The sequence below is a fragment of the Crossiella sp. SN42 genome (genome assembly GCF_023897065.1).
Classification (GTDB): domain Bacteria; phylum Actinomycetota; class Actinomycetes; order Mycobacteriales; family Pseudonocardiaceae; genus Crossiella.
The window spans coordinates 126,650-153,416 of record NZ_JAMHIV010000008.1 but is presented as its reverse complement, the minus strand read 5'-3'; the positions used below and the strand labels follow the sequence as shown (position 1 = coordinate 153,416).

At 69.8% G+C, this 26,767-nt stretch carries 31 protein-coding genes; 6 read left to right on the top strand and 25 right to left on the bottom strand.

The features are described from left to right. Positions 1-11 precede the first annotated feature (11 nt). Positions 12-4,028, bottom strand: coding sequence for a type VII secretion protein EccCa (gene eccCa / locus M8C13_RS11955; RefSeq protein WP_252480584.1), 4,017 nt, complete (start codon positions 4,026-4,028; stop codon positions 12-14). Between the two features lie 241 nt (positions 4,029-4,269). Here eccCa and eccD point away from each other — a divergent pair, with 241 nt between their 5' ends. Further along, positions 4,270-5,646 (top strand): type VII secretion integral membrane protein EccD, encoded by a 1,377-nt coding sequence (eccD, locus tag M8C13_RS11950; RefSeq protein WP_252480583.1) that lies wholly within the window; start codon positions 4,270-4,272, stop codon positions 5,644-5,646. Between the two features lie 8 nt (positions 5,647-5,654). Next, positions 5,655-7,082 carry a type VII secretion-associated serine protease mycosin gene (gene mycP / locus M8C13_RS11945; protein ID WP_252480582.1) on the top strand — a complete coding sequence of 476 codons (1,428 nt, stop codon included), beginning with the start codon at positions 5,655-5,657 and terminating at the stop codon, positions 7,080-7,082. Between the two features lie 53 nt (positions 7,083-7,135). On the opposite strand, the gene M8C13_RS11940 is transcribed toward mycP, so the two are convergent. The 3 genes from M8C13_RS11940 to eccB form a co-directional block, all read right to left on the bottom strand. Beyond that, positions 7,136-8,239, bottom strand: a complete 1,104-nt coding sequence (locus M8C13_RS11940) for a hypothetical protein (protein ID WP_252480581.1) — start codon at positions 8,237-8,239, stop codon at positions 7,136-7,138. A 2-nt stretch (positions 8,240-8,241) separates the two neighbouring features. Continuing rightward, positions 8,242-8,562: a hypothetical protein gene (locus M8C13_RS11935; RefSeq protein ID WP_252480580.1), complete on the bottom strand. Its 321-nt coding sequence runs from the start codon at positions 8,560-8,562 to the stop codon at positions 8,242-8,244. Between the two features lie 83 nt (positions 8,563-8,645). After that, on the bottom strand, positions 8,646-10,208 hold the full coding sequence (gene eccB, locus M8C13_RS11930) for a type VII secretion protein EccB (RefSeq protein ID WP_256508917.1): 1,563 nt from the start codon (positions 10,206-10,208) through the stop codon (positions 8,646-8,648). 278 nt (positions 10,209-10,486) lie between these two features. Here eccB and eccE point away from each other — a divergent pair, with 278 nt between their 5' ends. Continuing rightward, positions 10,487-11,716: a type VII secretion protein EccE gene (gene eccE / locus M8C13_RS11925; RefSeq protein ID WP_252480678.1), complete on the top strand. Its 1,230-nt coding sequence runs from the start codon at positions 10,487-10,489 to the stop codon at positions 11,714-11,716. Continuing rightward, positions 11,713-12,438: a hypothetical protein gene (locus M8C13_RS11920; protein WP_252480578.1), complete on the top strand. Its 726-nt coding sequence runs from the start codon at positions 11,713-11,715 to the stop codon at positions 12,436-12,438. The genes eccE and M8C13_RS11920 overlap by 4 nt, the downstream gene beginning before the upstream one ends. Positions 12,439-12,459: 21 nt before the next feature. Here M8C13_RS11920 and truA read toward each other — a convergent pair whose 3' ends face one another. The 9 genes from truA to M8C13_RS11875 all read right to left on the bottom strand — a co-directional run bounded on the left by truA (position 12,460) and on the right by M8C13_RS11875 (position 17,592). Further along, entirely contained in the window at positions 12,460-13,320 is an 861-nt protein-coding gene (truA, locus tag M8C13_RS11915) for a tRNA pseudouridine(38-40) synthase TruA (protein WP_252480577.1), read from the bottom strand. Then, positions 13,317-13,874 (bottom strand): 50S ribosomal protein L17, encoded by a 558-nt coding sequence (gene rplQ / locus M8C13_RS11910; protein ID WP_252480576.1) that lies wholly within the window; start codon positions 13,872-13,874, stop codon positions 13,317-13,319. Before rplQ ends, truA begins: the two co-directional genes overlap by 4 nt. Before the next feature lie 63 nt (positions 13,875-13,937). After that, positions 13,938-14,990: a DNA-directed RNA polymerase subunit alpha gene (locus tag M8C13_RS11905; RefSeq protein ID WP_252480575.1), complete on the bottom strand. Its 1,053-nt coding sequence runs from the start codon at positions 14,988-14,990 to the stop codon at positions 13,938-13,940. A gap of 134 nt (positions 14,991-15,124) precedes the next feature. Continuing rightward, entirely contained in the window at positions 15,125-15,730 is a 606-nt protein-coding gene (rpsD, locus tag M8C13_RS11900; RefSeq protein ID WP_252480574.1) for a 30S ribosomal protein S4, read from the bottom strand. Between the two features lie 22 nt (positions 15,731-15,752). Continuing rightward, positions 15,753-16,160: a 30S ribosomal protein S11 gene (gene rpsK / locus M8C13_RS11895; RefSeq protein WP_252480573.1), complete on the bottom strand. Its 408-nt coding sequence runs from the start codon at positions 16,158-16,160 to the stop codon at positions 15,753-15,755. Between the two features lie 31 nt (positions 16,161-16,191). After that, complete coding sequence (rpsM, locus tag M8C13_RS11890) at positions 16,192-16,572, bottom strand: 30S ribosomal protein S13 (protein ID WP_252480572.1); 381 nt, start codon at positions 16,570-16,572, stop codon at positions 16,192-16,194. Between the two features lie 182 nt (positions 16,573-16,754). Next, a complete protein-coding gene (gene rpmJ / locus M8C13_RS11885; protein WP_010148647.1) occupies positions 16,755-16,868 on the bottom strand; it encodes a 50S ribosomal protein L36 in 114 nt (37 codons plus the stop codon). Positions 16,869-16,923: 55 nt separating this feature from the next. After that, on the bottom strand, positions 16,924-17,145 hold the full coding sequence (gene infA, locus M8C13_RS11880) for a translation initiation factor IF-1 (protein ID WP_029136093.1): 222 nt from the start codon (positions 17,143-17,145) through the stop codon (positions 16,924-16,926). 258 nt (positions 17,146-17,403) lie between these two features. Then, a complete protein-coding gene (locus tag M8C13_RS11875; protein WP_252480571.1) occupies positions 17,404-17,592 on the bottom strand; it encodes a hypothetical protein in 189 nt (62 codons plus the stop codon). Between the two features lie 154 nt (positions 17,593-17,746). Between M8C13_RS11875 and M8C13_RS11870 the strand changes: the two genes are divergently transcribed. After that, a complete protein-coding gene (locus M8C13_RS11870) occupies positions 17,747-18,307 on the top strand; it encodes an RNA polymerase sigma factor (RefSeq protein ID WP_252480570.1) in 561 nt (186 codons plus the stop codon). Beyond that, positions 18,307-19,335: a CU044_5270 family protein gene (locus M8C13_RS11865; protein WP_252480569.1), complete on the top strand. Its 1,029-nt coding sequence runs from the start codon at positions 18,307-18,309 to the stop codon at positions 19,333-19,335. Before M8C13_RS11870 ends, M8C13_RS11865 begins: the two co-directional genes overlap by 1 nt. A gap of 49 nt (positions 19,336-19,384) precedes the next feature. On the opposite strand, the gene M8C13_RS11860 is transcribed toward M8C13_RS11865, so the two are convergent. The 12 genes from M8C13_RS11860 to M8C13_RS11805 all read right to left on the bottom strand — a co-directional run bounded on the left by M8C13_RS11860 (position 19,385) and on the right by M8C13_RS11805 (position 26,766). Next, positions 19,385-19,966, bottom strand: coding sequence for a peptidase inhibitor family I36 protein (locus M8C13_RS11860; RefSeq protein ID WP_252480568.1), 582 nt, complete (start codon positions 19,964-19,966; stop codon positions 19,385-19,387). Positions 19,967-20,008: 42 nt separating this feature from the next. Next, positions 20,009-20,692, bottom strand: coding sequence for a response regulator transcription factor (locus tag M8C13_RS45395; RefSeq protein ID WP_252480567.1), 684 nt, complete (start codon positions 20,690-20,692; stop codon positions 20,009-20,011). A gap of 187 nt (positions 20,693-20,879) precedes the next feature. Further along, positions 20,880-21,671, bottom strand: coding sequence for a type I methionyl aminopeptidase (gene map, locus M8C13_RS11850; protein ID WP_308202790.1), 792 nt, complete (start codon positions 21,669-21,671; stop codon positions 20,880-20,882). 13 nt (positions 21,672-21,684) lie between these two features. Continuing rightward, the gene (locus M8C13_RS11845) at positions 21,685-22,236 is read right to left on the bottom strand and encodes an adenylate kinase (protein WP_252480566.1); all 552 of its coding nucleotides are present in this window, start codon (positions 22,234-22,236) and stop codon (positions 21,685-21,687) included. Further along, positions 22,236-23,549 (bottom strand): preprotein translocase subunit SecY, encoded by a 1,314-nt coding sequence (secY, locus tag M8C13_RS11840; protein WP_252480565.1) that lies wholly within the window; start codon positions 23,547-23,549, stop codon positions 22,236-22,238. The genes M8C13_RS11845 and secY overlap by 1 nt, the downstream gene beginning before the upstream one ends. A 275-nt stretch (positions 23,550-23,824) precedes the next feature. Further along, on the bottom strand, positions 23,825-24,271 hold the full coding sequence (gene rplO / locus M8C13_RS11835; protein WP_252480676.1) for a 50S ribosomal protein L15: 447 nt from the start codon (positions 24,269-24,271) through the stop codon (positions 23,825-23,827). Then, positions 24,268-24,453: a 50S ribosomal protein L30 gene (rpmD, locus tag M8C13_RS11830; protein WP_252480675.1), complete on the bottom strand. Its 186-nt coding sequence runs from the start codon at positions 24,451-24,453 to the stop codon at positions 24,268-24,270. Before rpmD ends, rplO begins: the two co-directional genes overlap by 4 nt. Before the next feature lie 5 nt (positions 24,454-24,458). Then, the gene (gene rpsE, locus M8C13_RS11825; RefSeq protein ID WP_247755561.1) at positions 24,459-25,100 is read right to left on the bottom strand and encodes a 30S ribosomal protein S5; all 642 of its coding nucleotides are present in this window, start codon (positions 25,098-25,100) and stop codon (positions 24,459-24,461) included. Between the two features lie 34 nt (positions 25,101-25,134). Next, positions 25,135-25,542 carry a 50S ribosomal protein L18 gene (rplR, locus tag M8C13_RS11820; protein WP_252480564.1) on the bottom strand — a complete coding sequence of 136 codons (408 nt, stop codon included), beginning with the start codon at positions 25,540-25,542 and terminating at the stop codon, positions 25,135-25,137. After that, positions 25,539-26,078, bottom strand: coding sequence for a 50S ribosomal protein L6 (gene rplF / locus M8C13_RS11815; RefSeq protein WP_252480563.1), 540 nt, complete (start codon positions 26,076-26,078; stop codon positions 25,539-25,541). Before rplF ends, rplR begins: the two co-directional genes overlap by 4 nt. Before the next feature lie 15 nt (positions 26,079-26,093). After that, entirely contained in the window at positions 26,094-26,492 is a 399-nt protein-coding gene (gene rpsH / locus M8C13_RS11810) for a 30S ribosomal protein S8 (protein WP_247755558.1), read from the bottom strand. A gap of 88 nt (positions 26,493-26,580) precedes the next feature. Further along, the gene (locus tag M8C13_RS11805; RefSeq protein ID WP_185000420.1) at positions 26,581-26,766 is read right to left on the bottom strand and encodes a type Z 30S ribosomal protein S14; all 186 of its coding nucleotides are present in this window, start codon (positions 26,764-26,766) and stop codon (positions 26,581-26,583) included. Position 26,767 lies beyond the last annotated feature (1 nt).

The following is a 26,767-nucleotide window of genomic DNA, read 5'->3' as shown; positions in this document are numbered from 1 at the left end:
AGCCCTCTCTCTCAGTCTCCGGGCAGGAAGGCGACCTGGACGAGCTGCTGACCGGCCTTGCGGCTGACCAGGGTGCCTCGTCCCGGCGGCATCTGGGACGGTTTCACGTTGCCCAGCAGCGCGCCCTCGTCCCGGTTGCCGCTCATCACGATGCCCGGGCTGGCCTGCTCGCGCATCTTGCCGATGATCGGGTCGAACATCGCCCGGCTCGCACCACCGGAGTTCCGCGCCAGGATCACGTGCAGGCCGACGTCCTTGGCCTGCGGCAGGAACTCCGAGAGCGGGGCGAGCGGGTTGTTGCCCTGCGGCGCGACCAGGTCGTAGTCGTCGACGATGAGGAACAGCTCCGGACCCGTCCACCAGGACCGGTTCTTCAGCTGCTCCTGCGTGACGTCCGGACCGGGCAGCCGCTTGGTCATCGACGCCTTGATGTCGTTGACCATGCCGCCGAGCTGGTTGGACGAGGCCGCGTAGGCCAGCAGCAGCTCGTCGGGCACGAACCCGAGCATGGTGCGCCGGTAGTCGACCATGATGATCCGCGCCTGCTTCGGCGTGTACCGGTCGCAGATGCCCTTGGTGATGTTGCGCAGCAGCGCGGTCTTGCCGGTCTCGCGCTCGGCGAAGGCCAGGAAGTGCGGCTCGGCGTCGAAGTCCAGGTACATCGTGGCCAGGTCGTCCTCGTTGATGCCGATCGGCACCATGTGGCGAGGCAGCTCTGGGTTGACCTGGAGCTCTTCGTAGGGCAGCAGGTCGGGCAGCATGCGCACCCTCGGCGCGGCCGGGCCCCGCCAGGCGGCGGTGACCTTCTGCGCCGCGTCGGTGATGCCCGCGCCGACGTCCTCGGCGGAGGGCATCGCGTCGATGCGCGGCAGCGCGACCAGGAAGTGCAGCTTCTCCACCGACAGGCCGCGGCCGGGCCGGTTCTGCGGGATGTTCACCGCGACCCTGCGGTCCACCTCGGACTCGCTCGGGTCACCCAGGCGCAGCTCGAACCGGGTGCCGAGCAGGTCCTTGAGCGCGGGCCGGATCTCCGCCCAGCGGGTCGCGCCGATGACCACGTGCACGCCGAAGGACAGACCCTGGGAGGCGATGCTGACGACCTGCATCTCCAGGTTCTCGAACTCCTGCTTGAAGTTCAGCCAGCCGTCGATGACCAGGAAGACGTCGCCGTAGAGGTCGCCGGGGATCTCGCCGCGCCGCTTGCGGTTGCGGAACTCCACCATCGAGTCGATGCCGAGGTCGCGGAACCGCTGCTCGCGCTCGTTCATCAGCGAGACGACCTCGGCCAGGGTGCGCCGCACCTTGTCCGGGTCGAGCCTGCCCGCCACGCTGCCGACGTGCGGCAGGCCCTGCAGCGAGCCCATGGTGCCGCCACCGAAGTCGAGGCAGTAGAACTGCACCTCCTGCGGCGTGTGCGTGAGCGCCATGGACATGACCAGGGTGCGCAGCACCATCGACTTGCCGGACTGCGGCCCACCGGCCACCGCCATGTGCCCGGCGCCGCCGGAGAGGTCCGCCCACAGCAGGTCGCGCCGCTGCTCGTACGGCTTGTCCACCACGCCGATCGGCACGGTCAGCCGCCCGTTGCCGAAGAAGCCGGGCGAGGTGAGCCCCCGGTCCTCGGTCGGGGCGAGCATGGGCAGCAGCTGGTCCAGGGTCGGCGGCTCCAGCAACGGCGGCAGCCACACCTGGTGCGGCTTGGGGCCCTGGTTCTTGGTGCGCTGCACCACGATGTCCAGCTCGGAGGGCTCCACCGGGGCGTCCGGCTTCTTCTCCTCCTTGGGCTTGTCCTCCAGCACCGGCCGCACCGGTTCCTTCGGGATCTCCACGAAGTCCGGCACGAACAGCTTCGGCCTGCGGTCGCCGCCGACCGGCGCGGAGGTCTGCACGGCCTGCATGCCCGGCGGGCGGTACGGGCCGGAGACGTAACAGGCCTTGAACCGGATCATCGGCTCGGTGGCGCCGTACTTCAGGTAGCCGGAACCCGGGATGGACGGCAGCTCGTAGGCATCCGGCACACCGAGCACCGCGCGGGACTCCGAGGCGGAGAAGGTCTTGAGGCCGACCCGGTAGGACAGGTGGGTGTCCAGGCCGCGTAGCTTGCCCTCCTCCAGCCGCTGGGAGGCCAGCAGCAGGTGGATCTGCAGCGAGCGGCCGAGGCGGCCGATCGCGACGAACAGGTCGATGAAGTCCGGCTTGGCGGAGAGCAGCTCGGAGAACTCGTCGATGACGATGAACAGCGCGGGCAGCGGGTCGAGGTCGGCGCCCTTCTCGCGCGCGGCCTCGTAGTCCCAGACGTTCTTGAAGTTGCCGCCGTTCTTCAGCGACTCCTGCCGCCGGTTCATCTCACCGGCGATGGCATCGCGCATGCGGTCGACCATGGTGAGGTCGTCCGCCAGGTTGGTGATGACCGCCGCGACGTGCGCCGCGCCGTCCAGGCCGGCGAAGGTCGCGCCACCCTTGAAGTCGATGAGGATCAGGTTGAGCTGGGCCGAGGAGTGCGTGGCCATCAGGCCCAGCACCAGGGTGCGCAGGAACTCCGACTTACCGGAACCGGTCGCGCCGATGCACAGGCCGTGCGGGCCCATGCCGCCGACCGCGGCCTCCTTGATGTCCAGCTCCACCGGCTGACCGAACTCGCCGACGCCGAAGGGCACCTTGAACCGGTCGCTGATCGGCTTGGGCCGCCAGGCCTGGGCGATGTCGAAGGTCATCGGGTCGCGCAGGCCGAGCAGCTCGAACAGGCCGACGTTGGAGCTCAGCAGCGGCTCGTCCTCGTTGGACTCGCCGCCGCCGGTGGCGGTGCGGTACGGGGAGAGCTTGCGGGCCAGCGCCTCGGCCTCGGCCACGCTGAGCGCGTCCGGCTGACCGAACCACTCCACCCCGCTGGCGCTGCGCGCGCCGAGCCGGGTGGGCTCGACCACCAGGCGCAGGCCGCGGCGGGAGGCCAGCGAGCCGAGGCTGTCGGAGAGGTCCAGCAGCGTGACGCCGGTGAACCCCTCGGTCATCAGGATGTTCTCTTCGCGGGTGACCTCACCGTCATCGATGACGATCACGATGTGCGGCTCGTCGGTGCTCGGCGGCGCGTTGCGGGTGAACCGCTGCCGGTCCCGCAGCGGCTGCTCCAGCTGGTCCAGCCAGGCCTCGATCTGGGCCAGCGAGCCCGCCATCATGCGCAGCTGGCCGATGCCGTCGACCAGCTTGGGGTGCTGGGCGTGCGGCAGCCACTTCGCCCACTCCCACTCCGCCTTGGTCTTGCCCGCGGTGACCACCGCGATGAGCAGGTCGTCCGGGGTGTGGAAGGTGGTCAGCTGGGCCAGCATGGCGCGGGCCAGCGGCCGGGTCAGCTCCTTCTCACCGTGCAGGCTGATCGCGGCGAACCCGCGCATGGTGATCGAGATCGGCAGGTCCGGCACCAGCGAGTGCGCGCGCACGAACCGGCGCAGGGCCAGCGTGGAGATCGGCTCCAGCTCGTCCACCGGGCCGGTCTGCGGCGGGACCAGGCGGGTGGCCAGCCGCTGGGTGCCCACGCAGATGCGCACGTGCACGAAGTCGGGGTCGTTGGCCCTGCGCTCCCACATGCGCCGGCTCTTCTTGGCCGTGAGCGACCACAGCATCTTCGGGTCCGGGTGCACCCACTCGCGCTCGGCGCGCTGCTCGGCGATGGCCTCGCGGGCCCGCTGCCGCATCTGACCGAGGTACCGCAGGTAGTCCTTGCGGTCCTCGTTCATCTCGGCCTTCTTCTGGCCCTTGCCGCCACCGCCCATGCCGCCACCGGCCATCATGCCGATGGTCGAGATCAGGAACATGCCGCCGAAGAGCAGCGACTGGGGGTTCTTCCCGCCAGTCTGGAACATGAAGATCATCATGCCGACGGAGGCGACGATCATCACGAAGGGCAGGACCTTCATGAAGATGTTGCCGGGGATGACCCTGGGCACCTCGGGCGGCGGCTCCAGGTGAACCTCGCCGCCGGGGGGTCGCGGCGGGCTGAGCCGCGGCGAACGCTTGAACTGAAGCGTGCTCACCGAACGGATACCTCTTAGTCGCTCGTCATCGGCCAAACCGGTCACGTGCCACCCGTACGGGGGCCCAGGGAGACTTTCCTACCCCATTCCACCCGAACCCGGGGTACTGGCATCACCGGTGCGGCCATACTAGGGGCGCTTGCCGACCGCTAGGGCCAGTTCGGGCAATGCGCCCCGAACCGGGTACGAATGACTCGGCACGAGCAGAGACCAACCCGAGTACAGAACAAGGGGGCGCCTGGTGGCGACCGGGACGACGGTGTTCAGCCGAGTGACCGTGGTGGCACCGCGAACGCGCATCGACGTCGCGCTTCCCGCGGATGTCGCGGTGGCGGACCTGCTGCCGATGCTGCTGGAGATGGCCCAGGAGAACAGCCCGGACGGCGGCGTCCGGCACGGCGGCTGGTGCCTGGCGAAGATCGGCCAGGACCCGCTGGAGCCGGGTCGCACGCTCGCCTCGCTCGCGGTCGTCGACGGCGACATCCTGCAGCTGCGCCGGCGGGTGGAGAACCCGCCGAAGGCGCTCTACGACGACGTGGTGGACGCGATCGCCGACGCCGACCCGGCCAGCTTCCGGGCCTGGGACGCCGAGACCGCGCGCAAGCTCGGGCATTGGGCCGGCGGCCTGGCCTTCCTGGCCGCCGCGGTCACCGTCGGCCTGGCGGGCACCGCCTACCCGCTGGCCGCCGCGATCACCGCGGGCGTGGCCGCGGTCGTCGCGGTGATCGTCGGCGCGGTGGTCGTGCGCTCCTACGCCGCCCCCACCACCGGCATCATCATCGCCGCCACCGGTGGCCTGCCGATGGGCTTCGTGGCCGGTCTGTACGCGGTGCCCGGCGGTCCGGGCGCGGCCAACCTGCTGCTCGGCTTCGCGCTGGTCGCGGTGGTCGCGGGCGCGGCGCTGATGGTGATCGGCGCGGGCGTGTCGGTGTTCATCGCCGCGGTCACCGTCGGCGTGCTCGGCCTGCTCACCTCCACCGTGGCGATGTTCGTGGACTACCCGCCGCACGGCTTCGGCGCCGGCGCCGCCGCGGCCGCGCTGGTGGTGCTGTCCACGCTGCCGCAGATGACCATCAAGATGGCCAAGATCCCGCTGCCGCACGTGCCGAGCAACGCCGAGGACCTCAAGGAAGACCAGGGCTTCCCGGACTACGAGGTGATCGAGCGCCGCGCGGGCCTTGCCCACGAGTACATGACCGGCATGATCATCGGCTGCGGCCTGGTCGCCGCCGGTGGCGCCGTGCTGGCCGAAACCATGCCGAAGTTCTGGGGCCCGATCTTCGGCGCGGTGGTCACCGCGGTGCTGCTGCTGCGCGCCCGCACCTACGCCAACGGCAGCCAGGCGGTGGCGCTGCTGTCCACCGGCATCCTCTCCGCCGGTGGCCTGCTGGTCGGCTGGATGCTCACCGCCAGCCCGTTCGGCCAGCTGCTGTGGGTCTTCGGCACGCTGATCGCGCTGGCCACCCTCGGCCTGGTGCTCGGCGTGGTGTTCCCGAAACAGCGCTTCTCCCCGCCGATGCGCCGCTCGGTCGACGTGGCCGAGGCGATCTTCATCGCCGCCGTGCTGCCGCTGGCCCTGGCGGTCATGGAGCTGTACTCCGCGATGCGAGCGCTGTGATGCGGCGGTTGCGGCGAGCCGCGGCGCTCACCGGCGTCGCGGCCACCCTGCTCACGCTCAACCCGCTGTGGGTCGCCCAGGCCCAGCAGCCGACCCCCTCGGGCCTGGCCAAGCCGGACGACCAGTTCCCGAAGCCCCCGCCCCTGGGCACCCCCGCACCGTTCGGGCCTGCGGTGAGGGATCTAACCTACGAGGCCAAACAGGGCTGCATCCAGCCGGGCAACAACGGGCTGACCGTTGAGGAACGGCCGTGGGGCCAGATGGTGCTCCAGTTCGAGAAGGCCTGGCGGTTCGCCACCGGCAAGAAGCAGAAGGTCGCCGTCATCGACACCGGGGTCAACCCGCATCCCCGGCTGGGCAACCGGCTGCAGGGCGGTGGCGACTACGTCCAGGACGGCCGGAACGGCACCGAGGACTGCAACGGCCACGGCACGCTGGTGGCCGGGATCATCGCCGCGAACAACGACGACAGCACCGAGGGCTTCAAGGGCGTCGCGCCGGACGCGGAGATCCTGGCCTTCCGCCAGACCGACCCGTTCTTCCAGGCCAAGGACAGCAACGGGGTGACCAAGTCCGCGGGCCGGGTCGGCACGCTGGCCCAGGCCATCCGCAGGGCGGCCGACGACCCCGAGGTCACGGTGATCAACATCTCCGAGACCATCTGCGGCGCGGTCGGCACGCTGGCCGACCAGCCCATGCTGCGGGCCACCGTGCGGTACGCGGTGAAGGAGAAGGACAAGGTCATCGTGGTCGCGGCCGGCAACACCGACTCCGGCAACGACAAGAGCAGCTGCAAGAACAACAACGAGCCGGGCCGGGCCAGGGTGGTCACCAGCCCCGCCTTCTTCGACGACGACGTGCTCACCGTGGGCGCGGTCAAGCGGGACGGCAGCGCGGCCGAGTTCTCCATCGGCGGTCCCTGGGTGGACATCGCCGGACCGGGCACCCAGATCACCTCGCTGGACCCCGGCCGGGGCGCGACCAAGCTGGCCAACCGGATGCTGGACAACAGCGGCAACCCGACCGAGATCCAGGGCACCAGCTTCGCCGCGCCGTACGTGGCCGGGGTGGCCGCGCTGGTGCGGGAGCGGTTCCCCAACCTGGACGCCTACCAGGTGATGTCCCGGCTCCAGCAGACCGCGCAGCACCCGGCGGGCAAGGACGGCCGGGACTTCTACCTCGGCTACGGCATGGTCGACCCGATCGCCGCGCTGACCGCGGTGCTGCCGGAGGAAGCCGGTGTGCGGCCCTCGCCCGCACTGCGCGACACCATGGCGCTGAAGCCGCCGCTGGAGAAGAACTGGACGCCGATCGTGGTCGCGCTCGCGGGCGCGGGCGGCGGGCTCGGACTGCTGCTGCTGACGCTGTTCGTCATGCACACGGTGCAGCGCAACCGGAAGGGCGAGGAAGAGTCCGCCCTGCGACCCCTGCACTGAGACCTGTTCCGCCCTCGGGGCTCCTGCTCGCCGAGCGGGAGCCCCGAGGTTTGTCAGTCCTCGCCGATGACCGGGGGCGCGGCCTTCTTCGGCTTGCCGAACAGCTCGGTCGAGCTGGCCGTGACCCTGGTCTTGGACTTGTGCTCCTGGTCCCCGCCCTGGCCACCGCCACCGGCGCCCATCATGCCGCCCATCGGCATCATCCCGCCCATGCCGCCCGCGGGTGGCGCGCCCGCGCCGGGACCCATCGGCCCGGCGGCCGCCGCCGCGGGCTGCGGGCTGGCCGAAGGCCCCTGCACCGCCGCCGCCGCGCCGCCGGGTGGCGGGGCCGGGGGCGCCGAGGCCGCACCGCCGAGGGAGCCGCCAGCGCCGAGGCCACCGCCGCCTGCTCCGCCACCGCCGAAGCCACCGCCTCCGCCGCCACCGGCCCCGCCGCCGCCCTTGGCGGCCTTGGTGCCCTCCTCGGTGGGGGCTGGGGGCTTGGGGGCGTCGAAGTTCCAGTTGGTTGCGGGCATGGTGTGGGTGAGCTTGATGGCGGCGAAGGCGTCGGCCTGCTCGAAGCCGTCGCACAGGCCCACCAGGGCCTCCAGGACCTGGCGGGCCGCCTCGAAGAGCTCCTTGGTGGGGCGGTGCTGGTCGTCCAGGTACTTCTTGGCCCTGACCTCGCCCTGCACCGGCACGACCATCGCGGCCGAGACGTTCTCCGCGCTGTCGGCGAGCACCTCGACCAGGTCGCGCACGATCTGGCTCAGGCCGTCCGCGGTGGCGTCCAGCGCGTCGGCGAGGGCGACCATGGCATCGGAGACGCCGCCGCCTGCCAGGCCGACCTTGCGCATGTGGTCCAGGAAGGCGTCGGAGTCCGCGCCGTCCCAGACCGAGTCCAGGCCGCCCAGCGGCTTGGTCACCCTGGCCGAGACGTCCTCCAGGCTGCGGGCCGCGGCGCGCCAGCGGGCGGCCTCGGCGTGCATGTCGTTCCACTGGCCGACCACCGGGCCGAAATATTCCTCGACCGGGTCGGCGACGCCGAGCTGGCGGGCGGTGCGGGACAGGTAGTTCAGGTGGTCGTCCAGGCCGCGGGCGGCGGCGCGGCCGTCCGGCCCGCTGTCCCGGGGGACGGTCAGCGGCTCGGGGTGGGCGCGCAGCGAGCTGAAGTCCATGCTCAGCGCCTCCCCTCGGTGCGGCGCAGGCCGCTGGCGCTGTCGGACTCGCCGCCCTGGTAGTGCTTGACCACCTCGCCGAGCTCACCGGAGGCCGAGCGCAGCACCTCGCCCGCGCGCGCCAGCTGGCCACGCAGCAGCTCGGCGGCCCTGGCGTAGGACTCGGCGGTGCGCAGTTGCCTGCCCAGCTCGCCGAAGGCCTCCGGGCCGAGCGGGCTGGCGCCGAGCGTGCCCGCCGCCCGGCCCAGCTCGTCACCGGCCGCCGCGACCTGCTTGGCGTACCCGCTCAGCCAGTCGGTGTCGACTCTGACCTTGTTGGCCATTCCAGCCCCCAGTTCTCGCCTGCCCGTCCGCACGAACTCCGACGATGCGCCCGGGTGTCCGGTTCCCGCCGGGGCGGGCCGGCTCAGCCGCCGGGCTGCGCGTTCTGCGAGGGCATCACCCGTCGCTTGGGGTCGGTCTCGTCCACCTGCACGGTGTCGAAGATCCGGGCGGCTTCCTTCGGATCCAGGATGGGCCCGGTCGGCAGTGTGCGCAGGATGACCTCGGGCGCGGGCCGGTAGTCGGCGCCCAGCCCCAGTCCCTCGGCGACCTTCTGGTTCGGGATGCCGAAGCGCACGCCGCGGTCGGAGACCAGGAAGATCGGGCCGGAGCCGAAGTTGTTCTCCGAGGTCGTGCTGCGCACCACCGCGGCCTTGCCCGGCGGCATGAAGAACTTGTCGACCTTGTCCCCGCTGCCGTCGGCCTGGGCCAGCTCGACCGGCTTCAGCTTCGGGTCCGGGGTGGGCGTGGCATTGGCCAGGCCGACCCAGGTGACCGGCTTGCCGCCCTGCACGCCCCAGTTCAGGCAGGTGGTGCCCTGCTCAAGCACGCCGACGATCTTCGGGACCACCCTCGGGTAGTCCTTCATGTCGATCGCGGTGTTGCTGCGCTGCAGGTTGCTCACCGCGCCCGGCCCCAGGGTGACCCAGGCCGAGCTGCTGCCGGAGGCGGTCTGCATCAGGTCGGCCACCGCCAGCGGGATCTCCTGCACGCCGTCCTTGAGCAGCAGGTAGTAGCCGAAGCTGCCGTCCGCGCGCTGCTCCCGGACCACCTCGCCGACCTTGCGGCCGCTGGGCGCGGGGTAGGCGGTGATGCTGCTGCCCTTGTCGCTGATCTCCAGCGGCTTGAGCTCCTTGACCTCCGGGATCGAGTTGATCAACGCGGAGGAGGCCAGCCGCGGCACCGGGTTGGAGATGCGCATCGCGTTCATCAGCGCCTTGTTGCCCATGTCGATCTTGGCGCGCACCGCACCCGCGCCCGGCAGGCCCTTGGCCGGGTCGCTGGCGAAGACCAGGTAGTGGCTGCCGTTGGGGGCCTTGAACAACAGGCCCTCTTCGTCCTTGAGCTTGCGGCCGAGGTTGGTCACCCCACCGAAGGCGGTGGTGTCGATCGCGGGCTTCTCCTCACCCTTCACCTGGGCCTGGTCCACGGTCAGCTGATCGCAGACGCCCCAATCGGGTGAAACGATCTGCTCGCCGGTCGGCAGCAGCTCGGGCGCGCCGGGGATGCCGGTGAAGGCGCCCCTGGAGACCCCGGTGAGCGAGGCCTCGTCCACCGTCACGGGCGCGGTGGCCTGCCCCGCGCTACCGCCCATGGCCACCAGCAGCAACCGGGCCGAAGCCAGGTTCGGGGTCGCGACCAGCATCTTCGTCGGGTTGTTCATCGCCACGTACACGGCGCCGGACTGCTTGCTGATCACGATGCCGTTCTCCGGCGGCGCTTTACCGGTCGGGTCCAGGTAGCCCCAGACGATGAAACCCAGGCAGCAGACCGCGGCGAGGATCGCCCCGACCACGGTCGCGCGTGTCTGGGTGCGGGTCGGTTCGTGCAACATCACCGCGTCCTTGCGGACCAGCGCGGATTCCATCCTGCGAATCACGAACTGGTACGCGTGAACCTGGGACTTGGTGGTAGGTGTTGAGGGCATTCTCGGCCTGCTGCTCTCCCGGTCGCGGTACGGTTCGGCAGGATAGCCGGATCGGCGGGTCGCGTGGGTGCGGTTGGGGGAACCCGACACTCCTTCGGCGGAGCCCGGCGCACGCACATCGTCCACCGGCTGCCACCTGCCAGGTCCATCAGGGAGCGTTTCGTGCCCACGAGGGGAACAACAGAGGGCGGATGTCCGTGACCACACCTCAGTCTGCCCAGCAGCGTCCGCCGGCGCCGCCGAGCCCGGCGGCCATGGCCGGTGCGGTGCGCACCGTGATGCGCGCCCGGCGGCGCGAGGTCGGCGCCACCCTCGGGGCGCTGCCGGTCGCCAACCTGGTCGTGCTGGAGATCGGCGGCGCCCTCGGGCTGGTGCTGCTGGCGATCAACACCGCCCTGCTGCCGGTGGCCGCCGGCGTGGCCGGGCTGGCGCTGATCCTGGCGCTGACCCGCGTGCGCGGCCGCTGGCTGACCCAGTGGATCAGCCTGACCACCAGCTACCGCTTCCGCTCGCACACCAGGGTCGCGCACCCGGTGCCGCCGGAGCAGGCGCTCTCCGCCGCCGACACCGACGCCAAGGTCACCGGCACCGAGGACGTCCGGGTCGGGCTGCTCCGGCTGGCCTTCCCGGACCTGGTGGTGGCGCACAGCAAGGACCACGAGGACCGGCCGATCGGGCTGGCCTGGCACGAGGGCACCTGGACCGCGCTGCTGCTGGTCGACCCGGCGCCGCAGATGGTCTCGCACGTGGGCGCCACCCCGCCGCTGCCGCTGAGCTCGCTCGCACCCTGTCTTGAGGACCGCGGTGTGGTGCTGGACTCCATCCAGGTCGTCACGCACTGCTACCCGGGCAGCGCGGCCCTGCCGCCGTCCTCGCCCGCGCTGGCCTCCTACCTGGAGGTGCTCGGCCCGCTGCCCGCGGCCGCCCGGCGCACCACCTGGATCGCGGTCCGGCTGGACCCCAAGCGCTGCCCCGCCGCGGTGCGGGAACGCGGCGGCGGCGTGGTCGGCGCGCATCGCGCGCTGATCGGCGCGGTCTCCCGGGTGCGCAACGCGCTGGAGTCCCGCGGCGTGCCGATCCGGCCGCTGGACGCCGACGAGCTGCTGCGCTCGGCCACCTCGGCCGCGGAGCTGAGCAGCGCCACCGGCACCGGCAAGCCGGTCAGCCTCATCGAGCGCTGGACCGGGGTCACCGCCGGTGGCATCGGGCACGCCAGCTACGCGGTCACCGGCTGGTCCACCAAGGGCGTGGCGCAGAGCCTGAACGTGCTCACCGGGATCCGCGCGCTGTCCTCCACGGTGTCCGTGGCGATCGCGCCCAGCGGCGAGCCCGGCCAGGTCGGGCTGCGCGGGCTGGTGCGGGTCAGCGCCCGCAACCCCGCCGAGCTGGACGCGGCGCACACCAGGCTGCAGCAGGTCAGCAACCACATCGGCATCAGCCTGACCCCGTTGAAGGGCCAGCAGCTGGACGCCTTCGCCGCCTCGCTGCCGCTGGGAGGGAACACATGAGCAGCCGCATGATGGAGAACAAGGCGGCCGACCTCGGCGTCGCGCCGGAGTTCCTGGTCGCGCCGGAGATGCTGGACGCGATCAGCCCCACCGGCGACCGCGGCGGCATGGTGCTCGGCTCCGGGATCAAGGGCGAGCCGCTCACCGTGTCGGTGATGCGCAACCAGCCCACCCGGATCGTCTCGGTCGGGGGGCTCTACCTGGCCCGCCAGGTGGCGCTGCGCGCGATGGCCATCGGCGCCTGGGTGGTCATCGCCACCGGCCGCCCGCAGGCCTGGCAGGTGCTCACCAGGGCCGCCGGACAGGGCCCTGAGGCGCAGCAGATGCCGCTGGTGCAGATCCGCAGGCTGTCCCCGATCGAGCTGCCCAGGGCCTCGGAGGACGGGCCGCTGCTGGTGGTGCACGACGGCGGCGCGGTGCCGCAGGAGATGTTCCCGCCCCGCTCGGCCTGGCAGACCACCCTGTACGTGCTGCCCTACCTGCACCCGCAGGCCTCGGCCACGGCGAACAACGCCGACCTGGTGCTGATGCAGCGCCTGCCGGTGGGCCAGGCCCAGCTGGCCGGCCGGATCTGGCGGCTGCCGCCGCCGATGGTGAACCAGCTGACCCAGCTCAAGGACGACGGCGTGGTGGCCTTGGGCGCGAACCTGTGGCGCCCGCTGCGGCTGGTGACCACGCCGAAGGAACAGCAGATCCTCGGCCCGGTCCGCCGCGGCGACTGACGTGCGATCCCGGCTGCCGTCTCAGCGGCAGCCGGGCACCGCGCGCACGTTGCGGGTCAGCTCGGCCCGCGCGGCCAGCTCGGCGTCTTCCGGGTAGTCGACCCTGACCAGCACCAGCCCGTGCGCGGGGGCCACCGTGACGCCGTTGGCGCGTTCGGTGGACCGCAGCAGCTCGGCTGGCCAGCTCACCGGTTTGCGGCCGTCGCCGACCGCGAGCAGCGCGCCGACCAGGCTGCGCACCATGGAGTGGCAGAACGCGTCCGCGGACACCGCCGCCAGGAGCACGTGCTCGCTCTCCGCGCGCCACTCCAGCCGCTGGAGCTCCCGGACCGTGGTGGCGCCCTCCCTGCGCTTGCAGAAGGCGGCGAAGTCCCGTTCCCCGAGCAGCAGGGCGGCGGCCTCGTTCATCGCGGCCAGGTCCAGCCGGCGGGGCACCGAGACGATCCGCCTGGCGTCCAGCGGGTCCACGCCGTAGGGCGCGGTGCCCACCCGGTACTCGTAGTGCCTGCGCAGCGCGGCGAACCGGGCGTCGAAGTCGGCGCTGACCACCCTGGCGGCGAAGACCCGCACGTCGGCGGGCAGCAGCCGGGCCAGCCTGCGCGGCAGACCGTCCACATCGGACTCGGCAGGCAGGTCGAGGTGGGCGACCTGGCCGGTGGCGTGCACCCCGGCGTCGGTGCGCCCGGCCACGGTCAGCGTGATCTCCCTGCGCAGCACCCGGGAGATGGCTTCCTCCAGCACCCCGCACACGGTGCGGCGGCCGGGCTGCTTGGCCCAGCCGGAGAAGTCGGTGCCGTCGTAGCCGAGGTCGAGGCGAACGCGCACGAGCCCGCCATCCCCAGCGGGGGTGGCGGGCTCGGCGGACTGGAGCTCAGTCGTCACTTCTTGGCGTCGTCGGCCTTCTCGGCGTCCTCAGCCTTGGCTTCCTCGGCCTTGGGCTCCTCGGCGGTCTCCGCCTTGGTGTCCTCGACCTTGGTGTCCTCGGCCTCGACGACCTCGGTACCGGTCACCGCGTCGGCCTTGGGGGCGTCCTTGGCGAACTTGGTGCCGCGGGCCTTCTCCGCCTCAGCGGTGACGGTCTTCTCGCCCACCAGCTCGATGATCGCCATCTGGGCGTTGTCGCCCTTGCGCGGCATCGACTTGATGATGCGGGTGTAGCCGCCGGGACGCTCCGCGAAGTGCGGGCCGATCTCGGCGAACAGCTTGTGCACCACGTCCTTGTCGCGGACGGTGCGCATGACCTCGCGGCGGTTGTGCAGGTCGCCGCGCTTGGCCTTGGTGATCAGCTTCTCGGCGAGCGGGCGCAGCCGCCGCGCCTTGGCCTCGGTGGTGGTGATCCGGCCGTGCTGGAACAGCTGGGTGGCCAGGTTGGCCAGCAGCAGCCGCTCGTGGGCCGGGGACCCACCGAGCCGGGCTCCCTTGGTGGGCGTGGGCATCGGTTACTCCTCTAGATCAAGCTCAACGCTGTGACGTGTCAGCGTCCACAGTGGACGGACAGCTCAGAGCTGCTCCGTCTCCGCGTAGTCCTGGCCATCGTCGTGGACGGTGTCGACGTGCCCACTTGCCCAACCCTCACCGGTGTACTCCGAGGCCGCGGCGGACGGGTCGAACCCGGGCGGGCTGTCCTTGAGCGCGAGCCCAAGGCCGGCCAGCTTCAGCTTGACCTCGTCGATCGACTTGGCACCGAAGTTGCGGATGTCGAGCAGGTCCGCCTCGCTGCGCGAGACCAGCTCGCCAACGGTGTGGATGCCCTCGCGCTTGAGGCAGTTGTAGGAACGGACCGTGAGGTCCAGGTCCTCGATCGGCATCGCGAACGCCGCGATGGTGTCCGCCTCGGCGGGCGAGGGGCCGATCTCGATGCCTTCGGCGTCGACGTTGAGCTCACGGGCCAAGCCGAACAGCTCGACGAGGGTCTTACCGGCCGATGCCACCGCGTCGCGGGGGGTGATCGACGGCTTGGTCTCCACGTCCAGGATCAGCTTGTCGAAGTCCGTGCGCTGCTCGACACGGGTGGCCTCGACCTTGTACGTCACCTTCAGCACCGGCGAGTAGATCGAGTCGACCGGGATCCGGCCGATCTCGGCGCCGGCCTGCTTGTTCTGCATGGCCGGGACGTAGCCGCGACCGCGCTCGACAACGAGCTCGATCTCCAGCTTGCCCTTGCCGTTCAGGGTGGCGATGTGCAGGTCGGGGTTGTGCACGGTGACACCGGCCGGCGGCACGATGTCGCCAGCGGTGACCTCACCGGGGCCCTGCTTGCGCAGGTACATGGTGACCGGCTCGTCCTCTTCGGAGCTGACGACCAGCTCCTTGAGGTTCAGGATGATGTCGGTGACATCCTCCTTCACGCCGGGCACCGTGGTGAACTCGTGGAGCACGCCGTCGATGCGGATGCTGGTCACCGCTGCCCCCGGGATGGAGGACAGCAGCGTGCGCCGCAGCGAGTTGCCGAGGGTGTAGCCGAAGCCCGGCTCCAGCGGTTCGATGACGAACCGGGAGCGGGTCTCGTTGACCGTGTCCTCGGCCAGCGTGGGCCGCTGGGAGATAAGCACTGTGGAACTCCTTTACCTGTCGGCGCCCGCTATTTGACGCCGTACTGGGCCTTGCCCCGGCGGCACACCCTTCGTGCTGCCGGTGGAGACGCAGTGCCGGGGCGACTGTCGCAAGACAGCCGCCCCGGTACACGTCACTTCGAGTAGAGCTCGACGATGAGCTGCTCCTGGACCGGGGTGTCGATCTGAGCCCGGACCGGGAGCGAGTGCACGAGCACACGCAGCGTCGACGGAACAACCTGGAGCCAGGCCGGCACCGGACGGTCGCCGAGGGCTTCCTTCGCGGCCAGGAACGGCAGCGTCGGCAGCGACTTCGGCTTCACGTCGATGATGTCGTACTGGGACACCCGGAAGCTCGGGATGTTGACCTTCTTGCCGTTGACCAGGAAGTGGCCGTGGGCCACCAGCTGGCGCGCCTGACGCCGGGTACGAGCCAGGCCGGCGCGGTACACGACGTTGTCCAGCCGCGACTCGAGGATGATCAGCAGCGCCTCACCGGTCTTGCCGGTGACGCGACGCGCTTCCTCGAAGTAGCGACGGAACTGCTTCTCCAGCACGCCGTAGGTGAAGCGAGCCTTCTGCTTCTCCTGCGACTGCAGCAGGTACTCGGACTCCTTGATGCGAGTCCGGCCGTGCTGGCCAGGGGGGTACGGACGGCGCTCGAAGGAGCGGTCGCCGCCGATGAGGTCAACCTTGAGCCGACGAGACTTACGAGTCGCGGGACCGGTGTAACGAGCCATCGTGAATTACTCCTTCCCGCGCTTAGACCCGGCGCCGCTTGGGCGGGCGGCAGCCGTTGTGCGGCTGCGGGGTCACGTCCTGGATAGTGCCGACCTCAAGACCAGCGGCCTGGAGGGAACGGATCGCGGTTTCCCGGCCAGAGCCAGGGCCCTTCACGAACACGTCGACCTTGCGCATGCCGTGTTCAGCGGCCTTGCGGGCACAGTTCTCCGCGGCCATCTGGGCGGCGAACGGCGTCGACTTGCGGGAGCCCTTGAAGCCGACGTGGCCTGCGGACGCCCAGCTGATCACGTTGCCCGCGGGGTCCGTGATCGACACGATCGTGTTGTTGAACGTGCTCTTGATGTGGGCGAACCCATGAGAGACGTTCTTCTTTTCCTTGCGCCGGATTTTCTTGACCCCGGCGCCCGTACGGGACTTCGGTGGCATGTTGCGGTGATCTCCTAGCTAGCGCGAGGTCTTACTTCTTTCCGGCCTTCTTCTTGCCGGCGACCGTCTTCTTCGGGCCCTTGCGGGTACGCGCGTTGGTCTTGGTGCGCTGGCCCCGCACGGGCAGGTTGCGGCGGTGCCGCAGCCCCTCGTAACAGCCGATCTCGATCTTCCGGCGAATGTCGGCCTGAACCTCGCGGCGGAGGTCACCCTCAACCTTGAAGTGGTTCTCGATGTACTCGCGGAGCTTGACGACGTCGTCGTCAGAGAGCTCGCGAACACGCAGGTCGGCGCTCAGGCCGGTCGCGCCCAGGATCTCCCGGGAGCGCGTACGGCCAATGCCGAAAATGTAGGTCAGCGCGATCTCCAACCGCTTCTCGCGGGGAAGATCGACGCCAGAGAGTCGTGCCATGCGGCGACTTTCTCCTTCGTCGTATCTCCAGGTCTTCTCCCCGACCGCCCCACGAGTCGACTCGACTACTCATGGGCCCCGGCCTGGAGACCGGGGGTCAGTCGCGGCACCGCGGTGCCGGACAGGTTCGGGGAGGCTTGTGTGGTTTTGTCGTCCGGATCAGCGACCCGAAGTGCGGGTGATCAGCCCTGACGCTGCTTGTGACGCAGGTTCTCGCAGATCACCATGACCCGCCCGTGACGGCGGATCACCTTGCACTTGTCGCAGATCTTCTTGACGCTCGGCTGGACCTTCACGGTCGTGCACTCCTGCTTGGCCGCGTGTCCTGGGGGCACCAGGACACCGTGGAGGTCACTTGTAGCGGTAGACGATGCGGCCACGGGACAGGTCGTAGGGCGAAAGCTCCACGACTACCCGGTCCTCGGGCAGGATGCGGATGTAGTGCTGCCGCATCTTGCCGCTGATGTGTGCAAGGACCCTGTGGCCGTTCTCCAGCTCGACGCGAAACATCGCGTTGGGGAGCGGCTCGACTACGCGGCCCTCGACTTCAATGGCCCCGTCCTTCTTGCCCATGTCCTCCGCGTTTCGTGACAGTGATGATCTGGCAAACCCGATCAGACTAGGAAAGACCCCTGATCAGGCGGTGTACGGACAGTCGAGGGGCCCGCTACCTTCGAGACCCTGGATGACCGCCGGGTGAGCACCAGAAGTGCGGAACACCGGTCGCCAGGCAGCTGAGGAACAGCCACGGGCACGTCGGAACGGGCACAACGAGATGCGCCGTCGCTCCAGTGTAGGCGCAGTATGCGCTGGTCTCCAAACCGGGGTGGTTCAGCCGCGCTCGCCACGCTGCCGCTCACCACGTCTGCTCATCCAGCTGAACAGCTCGATGGCCCCCCAGATGCCCACCGGCCAGAGGAACCAGGGGTAGATCCCCTCGCCGGTGACCAGCGCCATGCCGGCCCACACCGCGACCATGATCGCGCTGGCGATGAGCCAGGTCCGCACTGATTCGCTCACGCCAGCCAGGGTGGCAGCACGCCCCGTCACCAGGCGTCATCCCCGATGGGGATTCGAGGGGGTCCCTGAGAGGGAGCTCGGTCGGCCCAGCGCCTGGGCGGGCCTTGTTACACCCCGTGCAGGTCCGGACACAGACAAGGCAGGAGGGGGTGCCATGACGAGCCCGGAGGAGCGCTTCACCGCGCTGTACCAGCGCCACTACGAGGACATCGCCCGGTACGTCCGCCGCCGCGCGCCCGATGTCGAGTGCCGGGACGCGGTCGCCGAGGTCTTCCTCATCGGCTGGCGCCGGTTCGCCGAGGTGGAACGAGCCAGGAAACCGCTGCCGTGGCTCTACGGGGTCGCGCGCCGGGTGCTGGCCAACGAGTTCCGCAGCGCGGGACGGGCACGGAGCCTGCTCGACCGGATCGCCCGGCACACCGGCCCTGCCGAGACGCCGAACCACGCCGAGGAGACCGCCGTGCGGGTGTCGGTGGCGGCCTGGTTCGACCGGTTGCCGGAGCCCGACCGCGAGGCACTGCGACTGATCGCCTGGGAGTGCCTGTCCACCACGGACGCGGCCCTGGCGCTGGGCTGCAGCCCGGCCGCGCTGGCGATGCGACTGCACCGCCTGCGGCGCAGGCTGCGGCGGGAAATGGTCGTCACCGCCCCGCGGTCGCGCGCCAAGGAACTGGTCGACCTCTCCACCCCGCTGTTCCGGACCGGAGGCGAGTGATGACACGAACACGAGACGAGCTGCGCCAGCTCATCGCCGGACTGGATCCCGCGGTTGGCCACCAGCCAGCCCCGGGTCCAGCCGAACGCGCAGCCGACCTGCACCGCATCCTCGGCTCCGGGCCGCCGGTCCGCACGCCCGGCATCCGGCCACGGCGCGTTCTGCTGCTCGCCGCGGCGGCCGCGGTCACCGTGGTGGTAGGAGCCGTTCTACTGCCGGGGACCGGGCCGCGAGCGCACGCCGTGACACCAGCGCCGCTGGTCGTCGAGCCCCCGGCCGATCCGGGCCGTTCTGCCGCCGACCTCCTTCGGGACCTGGCCGCGGTCACCGAAGGTCTACCCGAGCCCAGTACCGACGGTCTGGCTGAGCACCTTCGGATGGAGAGCTGGTACCTGAACAGCCAGGTCGACCGCACCGGCACGGTGTCGGCAGTGATCCCCGGCGAGTTGGATCGGTGGCGGTTCCCCGACGGTTCCGGCTACGAGCGGAAGCTGGTGAAGGAGCCGGTGTTCAGTTCCGCCGAGGACCGGCAACGCTGGCTGAGCGAGGGCTCCCCTGGCTGGGACATGACGCCCAAGACCCAGCGGTTCGGACCAGGCGAACGGGACGAAGGTTTCGACGGTCCGCCGCCTGCCGACGCCGCTCGGTTCGCGGACTGGTTGCGCCGGGGCTTCGACTTCGCCAAGGAGCCGTTCCGCGCCTTCGCCGCGGCCACCGACGCGGCACGCACTCACGTCCTGCTCCCGCGCCAACGCGCCTGGCTGCTCCGCGCGCTGGCGGACACCTCCGGTTTCACCTACGACGGGATGACCACCGACCGCGCCGGACGTCGCGGTCACAGCGTGACCCTGACCGACACCAGTGGGCTGCCTGCCCGCCGGACGCTGGTCATCGACCCGGCCGATGGGCGCGTCCTCGACCGGGAGGAGATGCTGGTCTCCGATCCGGGCGAGCTCAACGTGCGGGTGCCCGCGGTCATCAGCTACGAGGTCTACCTGATCGCCGAACACGCGGCAGGTCCACGGTGAGCACGACGCCACGGGCGGGGAAGTCCGCGCCCGTGGCGTCACTCATGCCTCAGCCGTGCACCAGCCGGGCTCGGTCGTTGTACTCACCACCGACGGAGGGGCTGAGCTCCCAGTACTCCACATCCACCTGCCTGGCCCCGCCGGGCAGGTGGTACTCGAGGCCGCCGTTGTCCCACCGGATCTGCCGGTTGTGGTACGAGGACATCTTGTAGTGGAAGTTCCAGATCGCGAGGTCGTGCCACTTCTCCTCATTGAAGATCAGCCGGCGACCGTGACCGTTTTCGTGCTCGAACAGGCAGAACCACAGGTTCGCGCAGTCGTTGATATCCGTGACGCTCTCTGGCGCGACCCCGCGGGCTTTCGCCACGGACACGACCTTCGAGTCCGTGGCCTTGTCCCAGCCGACCGCCGCGTTGGCCTCGGCGTTGGTGCGAAAACACCGCGTGTCGGTATCGGAGAAGACCACGCACGATCTCGCTTCGCCCCAGCCCTGCGCCAGGCTGATCTGCCTGCCCTCGAACTGAGCCGTCGCGCCCACTGGCCCGGCCTGCTCGGCAGCCAAGGCCGGAGCCGTCACACCGGTCGCGATGACCACCGCGCCGGCGAGCACCGCGACCAGCCGCTGTCGCATTCTAATCGAACCCCCCTGAAACATTGGTCTGACAAGAAGAAATTAGCGACAATCGGCGATTTTGCCCCTGTCCCGGAGATCGGTTCTCAGCCTGTCCGCAAGAACAGGATTGGCCAGTGCGATAACTTGCCCGCGTCCAGTCAGGCCGAGCTTTCCGAGCACATTGGACACGTGGTACTTCACGGTGCGCACGGTGATCGACAGTCGCTCGGCCATGTCCGCGTTGGACAGTCCGGCGGTGAGCAGCAGCATGACCTCACGCTCACGCGCGGTGAGCCCCGCGTTGGCCACCAGTGACGTGGCGCCTTCACCTGCCGCGGCGGCCAGCTCCACCAGCCGCGTGGCCAGCGGACCGGTGAACCAGGCGTTGTTCCGGCCGACCGCGGCGACCGCCTGTGCCAGGTCACCCAGGTTGACGTCGGCGTCGGCCAGGCCACGCACCCCGGCTCGCAACAGCTCGACGAGGTGCTCATCGCTCCGTCCGGCGAGCAGGGCGACCACACCGACACCGAGTTCGGACCGGAGCCCGCGCACCAGCTCCGCGGTGAGCGGCAACTCGTCCTCGGCGACGACCACGTCCGCGGCCAGCCGTCGAGTCTCCTCGGCCAGCCTGGCCGCACTGCCGAGTTCGCCGACCACCACCAGACCGGGCGCGGCGGCCAGCTCCGCGCGGACGCTGCGCCGCCAGGCGCGATAACGCAAGCACAGCAACACCCTGACGCCCACCCGGCGTCCTTCATCGAACGCTCCCACGTGCCTGTCCCCCCTTGCCCACGACGGTTGCCGCGGGTTCACGCGGAGCTTGGCGCACGCGAACTCGCGCTGTCGTGGCACAGCAGGCGGAATGACCTGAAGAGCGCAACGGCGCCCGGGGCCGAAGCCGCCGGGCGCCGTCGCGCGATGCTGCTGTGGGTCAGTCCTCCAGGGCGGTGAGCACCCAGGGGCCGTCTTCGGTGACCGCGACGCTGTGTTCCCAGTGGGCGGCGCGGGAGCCGTCGTCGGTGATGACGGTCCAGCCGTCCTCGAGCTCGATGGTGTCGTCGCTGCCCAGGGTGACCATGGGTTCGACCGCGATGGCCATGCCGACCTTGAGCTTGGGGCCCTTGCCCGGCTTGCCGCGGTTGGGCAGGAACGGCTCCATGTGCATCTGGCTGCCGATGCCGTGGCCGCCGTAGTCGGCGACGATGGCGTAGGCCAGCCCGTCCCGCTTGGCCGCGGCCGCCACCGCGGTCTCGATGGCGTGGCTGATGTCGCTGAGCCGGTTGTCCGGGCGGACCGCGGCGATACCGGCGATCATCGACTCCCGGCAGGCGTTGGACAGCTTCAGCTCCTGCTCGGTCACCGTGCCGATGGCCAGGGTGACCGCGGAGTCGCCGTGCCAGCCGTCCAGGATCGCGCCGCAGTCCACCGACAGCAGGTCGCCGTCGGCGAGCACCTGCTCCCGGTTCGGGATGCCGTGCACGACCTGCTCGTTCACCGAGGCGCAGATCGAGCCCGGGAAGCCGTGGTAGCCCTTGAACGAGGGCACCGCGCCCGCGTCCCGGATGGTCTGCTCGGCCAGCTCGTCCAGCTCACCGGTGCTCACCCCGGCCTTGGCCGCCGAAGCGACCGCGGCCAGGGTGCGTGCCACCACCAGGCCGGCGGCGCGCATGGCCTCCAGCTCGGTGCGAGTCTTGATCTCGATTCCGCGTCCGCGCCTGAGCACGGGCCCCGCCCTTCTACCTACGGTTGTTGAGCGCGTCCAGCGCGCGGCCGGTGATCTCCTCGACCGTGCCGACCGCGTCCACCTTCAGCAGGATGTCCGCGTAGTAGTCGAGCAGCGGCGCGGTCTCCGAGCGGTACACCTGCTGGCGCCGCCGGATGACTTCCTCGTTGTCGTCGGAACGGCCCCTGGCGAGCAGCCGCTCCACCACGACGTCCTCCGCCACCGCGAACTCCAGCACCGCGTCCAGGGCCTCGTCGTTCTCCTTGAGGATCTGGCCGAGCACGTCCGCCTGCGCGGTGTTGCGCGGGAAGCCGTCCAGCAGGAAGCCGTTCACCGCGTCCGCCTCGGCCAACCGCTCCCGCACCATCGAGTTGGTGACCGAGTCCGGCACCAGCTCACCGGCGTCCAGGTAGCGCTTGGCTTCCTTGCCCAGAGCGGTCTCCTGGCCGACGTTGTACCGGAACAGCTCGCCGGTGGAGATGTGCGGCACACCGAGCTTCTGACTCAGCACGGTGGCCTGCGTACCCTTGCCCGCTCCGGGCGGGCCGACAAGAACGAGTCGCACTAGCGGAGGAACCCTTCGTAGTTACGCTGCATGAGCTGGCTCTCGATCTGCTTCACCGTGTCCAGGCCGACGCCGACCATGATCAGCACCGCGGTGCCGCCGAACGGGAAGTTCTGGTTCTGCCCATCGCCGGTGACACCGAGGAAGAAGTTCGGCAACACGGCGATGATGCCCAGGTAGAGCGAGCCCGGCAGGGTGATCCGGCTCAGTACGAACTGCAGGTACTCGGCCGTCGGACGGCCGGGGCGGATACCAGGGATGAACCCGCCGAACTTCTTCATCTCGTCGGCGCGCTCGTCCGGGTTGAACGTGATCGCCACGTAGAAGTACGTGAAGAAGATGATCAGCAGGAAGTACAGCGTGATGTGCACCCAGCTGCGCTGGTTGACCACCTGGTCGCGCAGGAAGATCTGCCACCAGCTCGCCTCGCCCGCGCCCTGGGTCAGCCTGGTGATCAGGTCCGGCAGGTACAGCAGCGAGGAGGCGAAGATGACCGGGATGACACCGGCCTGGTTCACCTTCAGCGGCAGGTAGGTCGAGGTGCCGCCGTACATCCGGCGGCCGATCATGCGCTTGGCGTACTGCACCGGGATCCGGCGCTGCGCCTGCTCCACGAAGATGACGCTGGCGATGATGACCAGGCCGAACACGCAGATGATGGCGAAGGTGACGCCGCCCTGGCGCAGGATGTTGGCGCCCTCGGCCGGGATCCGGGCCGCGATCATGGTGAAGATCAGCAGGGACATGCCGTTGCCGATGCCGCGCTCGGTGATCAGCTCACCCAGCCACATGATCACCGCGGTGCCCGCGGTCATCGTGATCACGATGACGATCAGGCCGAAGATGCCCTTGTCCGGGATGATGTCCAGCGTGCAGTTCTGGAACAGCTGACCTCGCACCGCGAGCGCGGTGAACGCGGTGGCCTGCAGGATGGCCAGCGCGATGGTGAGGTAGCGGGTGTACTGGGTCAGCTTGCCCTGACCGGCCTGACCCTCCTTGCGCAGCTGCTCGAACCGCGGGATGACCACGGTGAGCAGCTGGATGATGATGCTCGCGGTGATGTACGGCATGATGCCCAGCGCGAAGATCGACAGCTGCAACAACGCACCGCCGCTGAACAGGTTCAGCAGGGTGTAGATGTTGTTGGCGTTGTCACCCTCGGCCTGCCGGATGCATTCCTGGATGTTGGGGTAGGAGACCCCTGGCGACGGCAGGGTCGCGCCCAGGCGGTAGACCGCGATGAGCGCGAGGGTGAAGAGGATCTTGCGGCGTAGGTCAGGCGTCGCAAGAGCCGAGCGGAAGGCGCTGAGCACGCAAGACCTCCTCGGCGTGGCCGGCCCGGTTGGCCGACTACTGACGGACCCGGCCCGCTGGCCGGCTGTACCTCACCTGGCGAGCGGAACTCGCGCAGTCCAGGGACGCATCGCACCACCACAGCGCGAAGCGTGCTGACGACTTTAACAGCCTGGATCTCCGTGCCCACCCCTACCGTCGGATTGACCTTGGGAATGCGTGGAACGGAGTACCGGGCCGCAAACTGGAACGGGCCGGCGGGTCGCCCCGCCGGCCCGTTCCACGAGCTAACAGCTCACAGCACGGTGGTGGAGCCACCAGCTGCGTTGATCTTGTCCATCGCGCTCTGGGAGAACTTGTGCGCGGTGACGTCGAGCTTGACCCCGCCCAGGTCCCCGTCGCCGAGGACCTTGACCAGCTTGCCCTTGCGGACCAGACCGGCGTTGACGATGTCCTCCACCCCGATGGCGCCCCCCTCGGGGAACAGCCGGGCCAGGTCGGTCACGTTGACCGGCTGGTACTCGGTGCGGAACGGGTTCTTGAAGCCCTTGAGCTTCGGCAGCCGCATGTGGATGGGCATCTGCCCACCCTCCAGGCGCGCGGGGACGTTCTTGCGCGCCTTGGTGCCCTTGGTACCACGACCCGCGGTCTTGCCCTTGGAACCCTCACCACGACCAACACGGGTCTTGGCGGTGTTGGAGCCAGGGGCCGGACGCAGGTGGTGCAGCTTGATAGTCATCAGTCAGCGACCTCCTCGACCGCCACCAGGTGCCGCACGGTGTGGACGAGGCCACGAACCTGCGGGCTGTCCTCACGGACCACCGACTGGCGGATCTTGCGCAGACCCAGGGTGCGAAGCGAGTCGCGCTGGTTCTGCTTGCAACCAATGGTGCTGCGCAGCTGGGTGATCTGGAGCTTGGCCACGAGGATCACGCCCCCTGTCCAGCTCGGGCCCGCAGCATGCCGGCCGGAGCAACGTCCTCCAGCGGCAGGCCACGACGCGCGGCGACCTCTTCAGGGCGCTGCAGCATCTTCAGCGCGGCGACGGTGGCACGCACGATGTTGATGGCGTTGTCGCTACCCAGCGACTTGCTCAGCACATCGTGGATGCCCACGCACTCCAGCACGGCACGCACCGGGCCACCGGCGATGACACCGGTACCGGGGCTGGCCGGGCGCAGGAGCACGACGCCGGCGGCGTCCTCGCCCTGGACCGGGTGCGGGATGGTGCCCGCGATGCGAGGGACGCGGAAGAAGCTCTTCTTCGCCTCCTCGACACCCTTGGCGATGGCGGCCGGAACTTCCTTGGCCTTGCCGTAGCCGACGCCGACCATTCCGTCGCCGTCACCCACGATCACCAGCGCGGTGAAGCTGAAACGACGACCACCCTTGACCACCTTCGCGACGCGGTTGATCGCAACCACGCGCTCGATGTGCAGGCTCTTCTCCTGGGGAGCTCCGCCACGACCGGAGTCGCGACGGTCGCGGCGGTCACGCCGCTCGCCACGCTCGTTGCCCTGGCCACCCGGACCGCCCTGGCCGCCGCCGAATTGCCGTGTACGTCCCGGCATCAGGCGTTCCTTCCTTCAGTGCTCTGCATGACTCTCAGAACTCCAGCCCGTGCTCGCGCGCGGCGTCAGCCAGCGCGGCGATGCGGCCGTGGTAGTCGTAGCCGCCCCGGTCGAAGACGACCTTGGCGATTCCGGCTTCCTTGGCCCTGGCCGCGACCAGCTCGCCCACCTTGGCAGCGCGAGCCTTCTTGTCGCCGTCCAGCGCGCGGATGTCCGCCTCCAGGGTGGAGGCCGAGGCCAGGGTGTGACCGGCGAGGTCGTCGATGACCTGCGCGACGAGGTGCCGCGAGGACCGGGTGACCACCAGACGCGGGCGCTCCGGGGTTCCGCTGATCTTCTTGCGGAGCCTGAAGTGCCGGCGCGTACGGGCCACGCGACGCAGGGTGGAGACGTCCTTGCCTGCGCGCTTGCGCTTGACGGTTGTTGTCTCGCTCATGCTCACTTACCCGTCTTTCCGACCTTGCGGCGGATGTTCTCGCCCGCGTAGCGCACGCCCTTGCCCTTGTACGGGTCCGGCTTGCGCAGCTTGCGGATGTTCGCCGCAACCTCGCCGACCTGCTGCTTGTCGATGCCCTGGACCGAGAACCGGGTGGGGGACTCGACGACGAAGGTGATGCCTTCCGGCGGGGTCACCTTCACCGGGTGGCTGTAGCCGAGCGCGAACTCCAGCTCGGAGCCCTTCAGCGCCACGCGGTAACCGACGCCGTGGATCTCGAGCTTCTTCTCGTAGCCCGCGGTCACACCGACGACCATGTTGTTCACCAGGGTGCGCGACAGACCGTGCAGCGCGCGGCTGCGGCGATCGTCGTTCGGGCGCTTGACCTGGAGCACGCCATCCTCGTCCCGCTCGACCAGGATCGGCTCGACGAGGGTGTGCGCGAGAGTGCCCTTGGGGCCCTTCACGGTGATGCTGGGGCCGTCGATCTTGACGTCCACACCGGCGGGCACGGGGATCGGGAGCTTACCGATACGCGACATGTCTACTCCCCTCCCTTACCAGACGTAGGCGAGGACTTCCCCGCCCACACCCTGCTTGTTGGCCTGCCGGTCGGTCAGCAGACCGGTCGACGTGGAGATGATGGCAACGCCCAGCCCGCCCAGCACCTTCGGCAGGTTGGTGGACTTGGCGTAAACCCGCAGACCGGGCTTGGAGACGCGCCGGAGGCCGGCGATGCTCCGCTCACGGTTGGGGCCGTACTTGAGCTCGACGACGAGATGCTGGCTCTTCTCGCCCTGCTCGGTCCGGTGGCCGGAGATGTAGCCCTCGCGCTGCAGGATGTCGGCGATCGACGCCTTCAGCTTCGAGTGCGGCATCACGACCTGGTCGTGGTACGCCGAGTTGGCGTTGCGCAGACGGGTGAGCATGTCTGCGATCGGATCGGTCATCGTCATGGTGACCTTGTCAACCTTTCTCGCCGGGGTTCCCGCACGGGCCTACGGCGAAGTGGAAATCAGCGGGGCGTGGGCCAAGCAGCCTGGATCACCAGGAGGACTTGCTCACGCCGGGAAGCTCGCCCCGGTGGGCCATCTCGCGGAGGCACACCCGGCACAAGCCGAACTTACGGAAGACCGAGTGCGGACGGCCGCAGCGCTGGCAGCGGGTGTAACCCCGAACCTTGAACTTCGGCTTGCGCGCGGCCTTCTGGACAAGCGCCTTCTTCGCCATG

What these genes read in the sequence shown, in the direction of transcription:
- M8C13_RS11940 (WP_252480581.1), bottom strand. Translation starts at nt 8,239, where the DNA reads ATGGACTTCAGCTCGCTGCGCGCCCACCCCGAGCCGCTGACCGTCCCC.
- M8C13_RS11935 (WP_252480580.1), bottom strand. Translation starts at nt 8,562, where the DNA reads ATGGCCAACAAGGTCAGAGTCGACACCGACTGGCTGAGCGGGTACGCC.
- eccB (WP_256508917.1), bottom strand. Translation starts at nt 10,208, where the DNA reads ATGCCCTCAACACCTACCACCAAGTCCCAGGTTCACGCGTACCAGTTC.
- eccE (WP_252480678.1), top strand. Translation starts at nt 10,487, where the DNA reads ATGCGCGCCCGGCGGCGCGAGGTCGGCGCCACCCTCGGGGCGCTGCCG.
- M8C13_RS11920 (WP_252480578.1), top strand. Translation starts at nt 11,713, where the DNA reads ATGAGCAGCCGCATGATGGAGAACAAGGCGGCCGACCTCGGCGTCGCG.
- rplQ (WP_252480576.1), bottom strand. Translation starts at nt 13,874, where the DNA reads ATGCCCACGCCCACCAAGGGAGCCCGGCTCGGTGGGTCCCCGGCCCAC.
- rpsD (WP_252480574.1), bottom strand. Translation starts at nt 15,730, where the DNA reads ATGGCTCGTTACACCGGTCCCGCGACTCGTAAGTCTCGTCGGCTCAAG.
- rpsK (WP_252480573.1), bottom strand. Translation starts at nt 16,160, where the DNA reads ATGCCACCGAAGTCCCGTACGGGCGCCGGGGTCAAGAAAATCCGGCGC.
- rpsM (WP_252480572.1), bottom strand. Translation starts at nt 16,572, where the DNA reads ATGGCACGACTCTCTGGCGTCGATCTTCCCCGCGAGAAGCGGTTGGAG.
- infA (WP_029136093.1), bottom strand. Translation starts at nt 17,145, where the DNA reads ATGGGCAAGAAGGACGGGGCCATTGAAGTCGAGGGCCGCGTAGTCGAG.
- M8C13_RS11870 (WP_252480570.1), top strand. Translation starts at nt 17,747, where the DNA reads ATGACGAGCCCGGAGGAGCGCTTCACCGCGCTGTACCAGCGCCACTAC.
- M8C13_RS11865 (WP_252480569.1), top strand. Translation starts at nt 18,307, where the DNA reads ATGACACGAACACGAGACGAGCTGCGCCAGCTCATCGCCGGACTGGAT.
- M8C13_RS11860 (WP_252480568.1), bottom strand. Translation starts at nt 19,966, where the DNA reads ATGCGACAGCGGCTGGTCGCGGTGCTCGCCGGCGCGGTGGTCATCGCG.
- rpsE (WP_247755561.1), bottom strand. Translation starts at nt 25,100, where the DNA reads ATGCCGGGACGTACACGGCAATTCGGCGGCGGCCAGGGCGGTCCGGGT.
- rplF (WP_252480563.1), bottom strand. Translation starts at nt 26,078, where the DNA reads ATGTCGCGTATCGGTAAGCTCCCGATCCCCGTGCCCGCCGGTGTGGAC.
- rpsH (WP_247755558.1), bottom strand. Translation starts at nt 26,492, where the DNA reads ATGACGATGACCGATCCGATCGCAGACATGCTCACCCGTCTGCGCAAC.
- M8C13_RS11805 (WP_185000420.1), bottom strand. Translation starts at nt 26,766, where the DNA reads ATGGCGAAGAAGGCGCTTGTCCAGAAGGCCGCGCGCAAGCCGAAGTTC.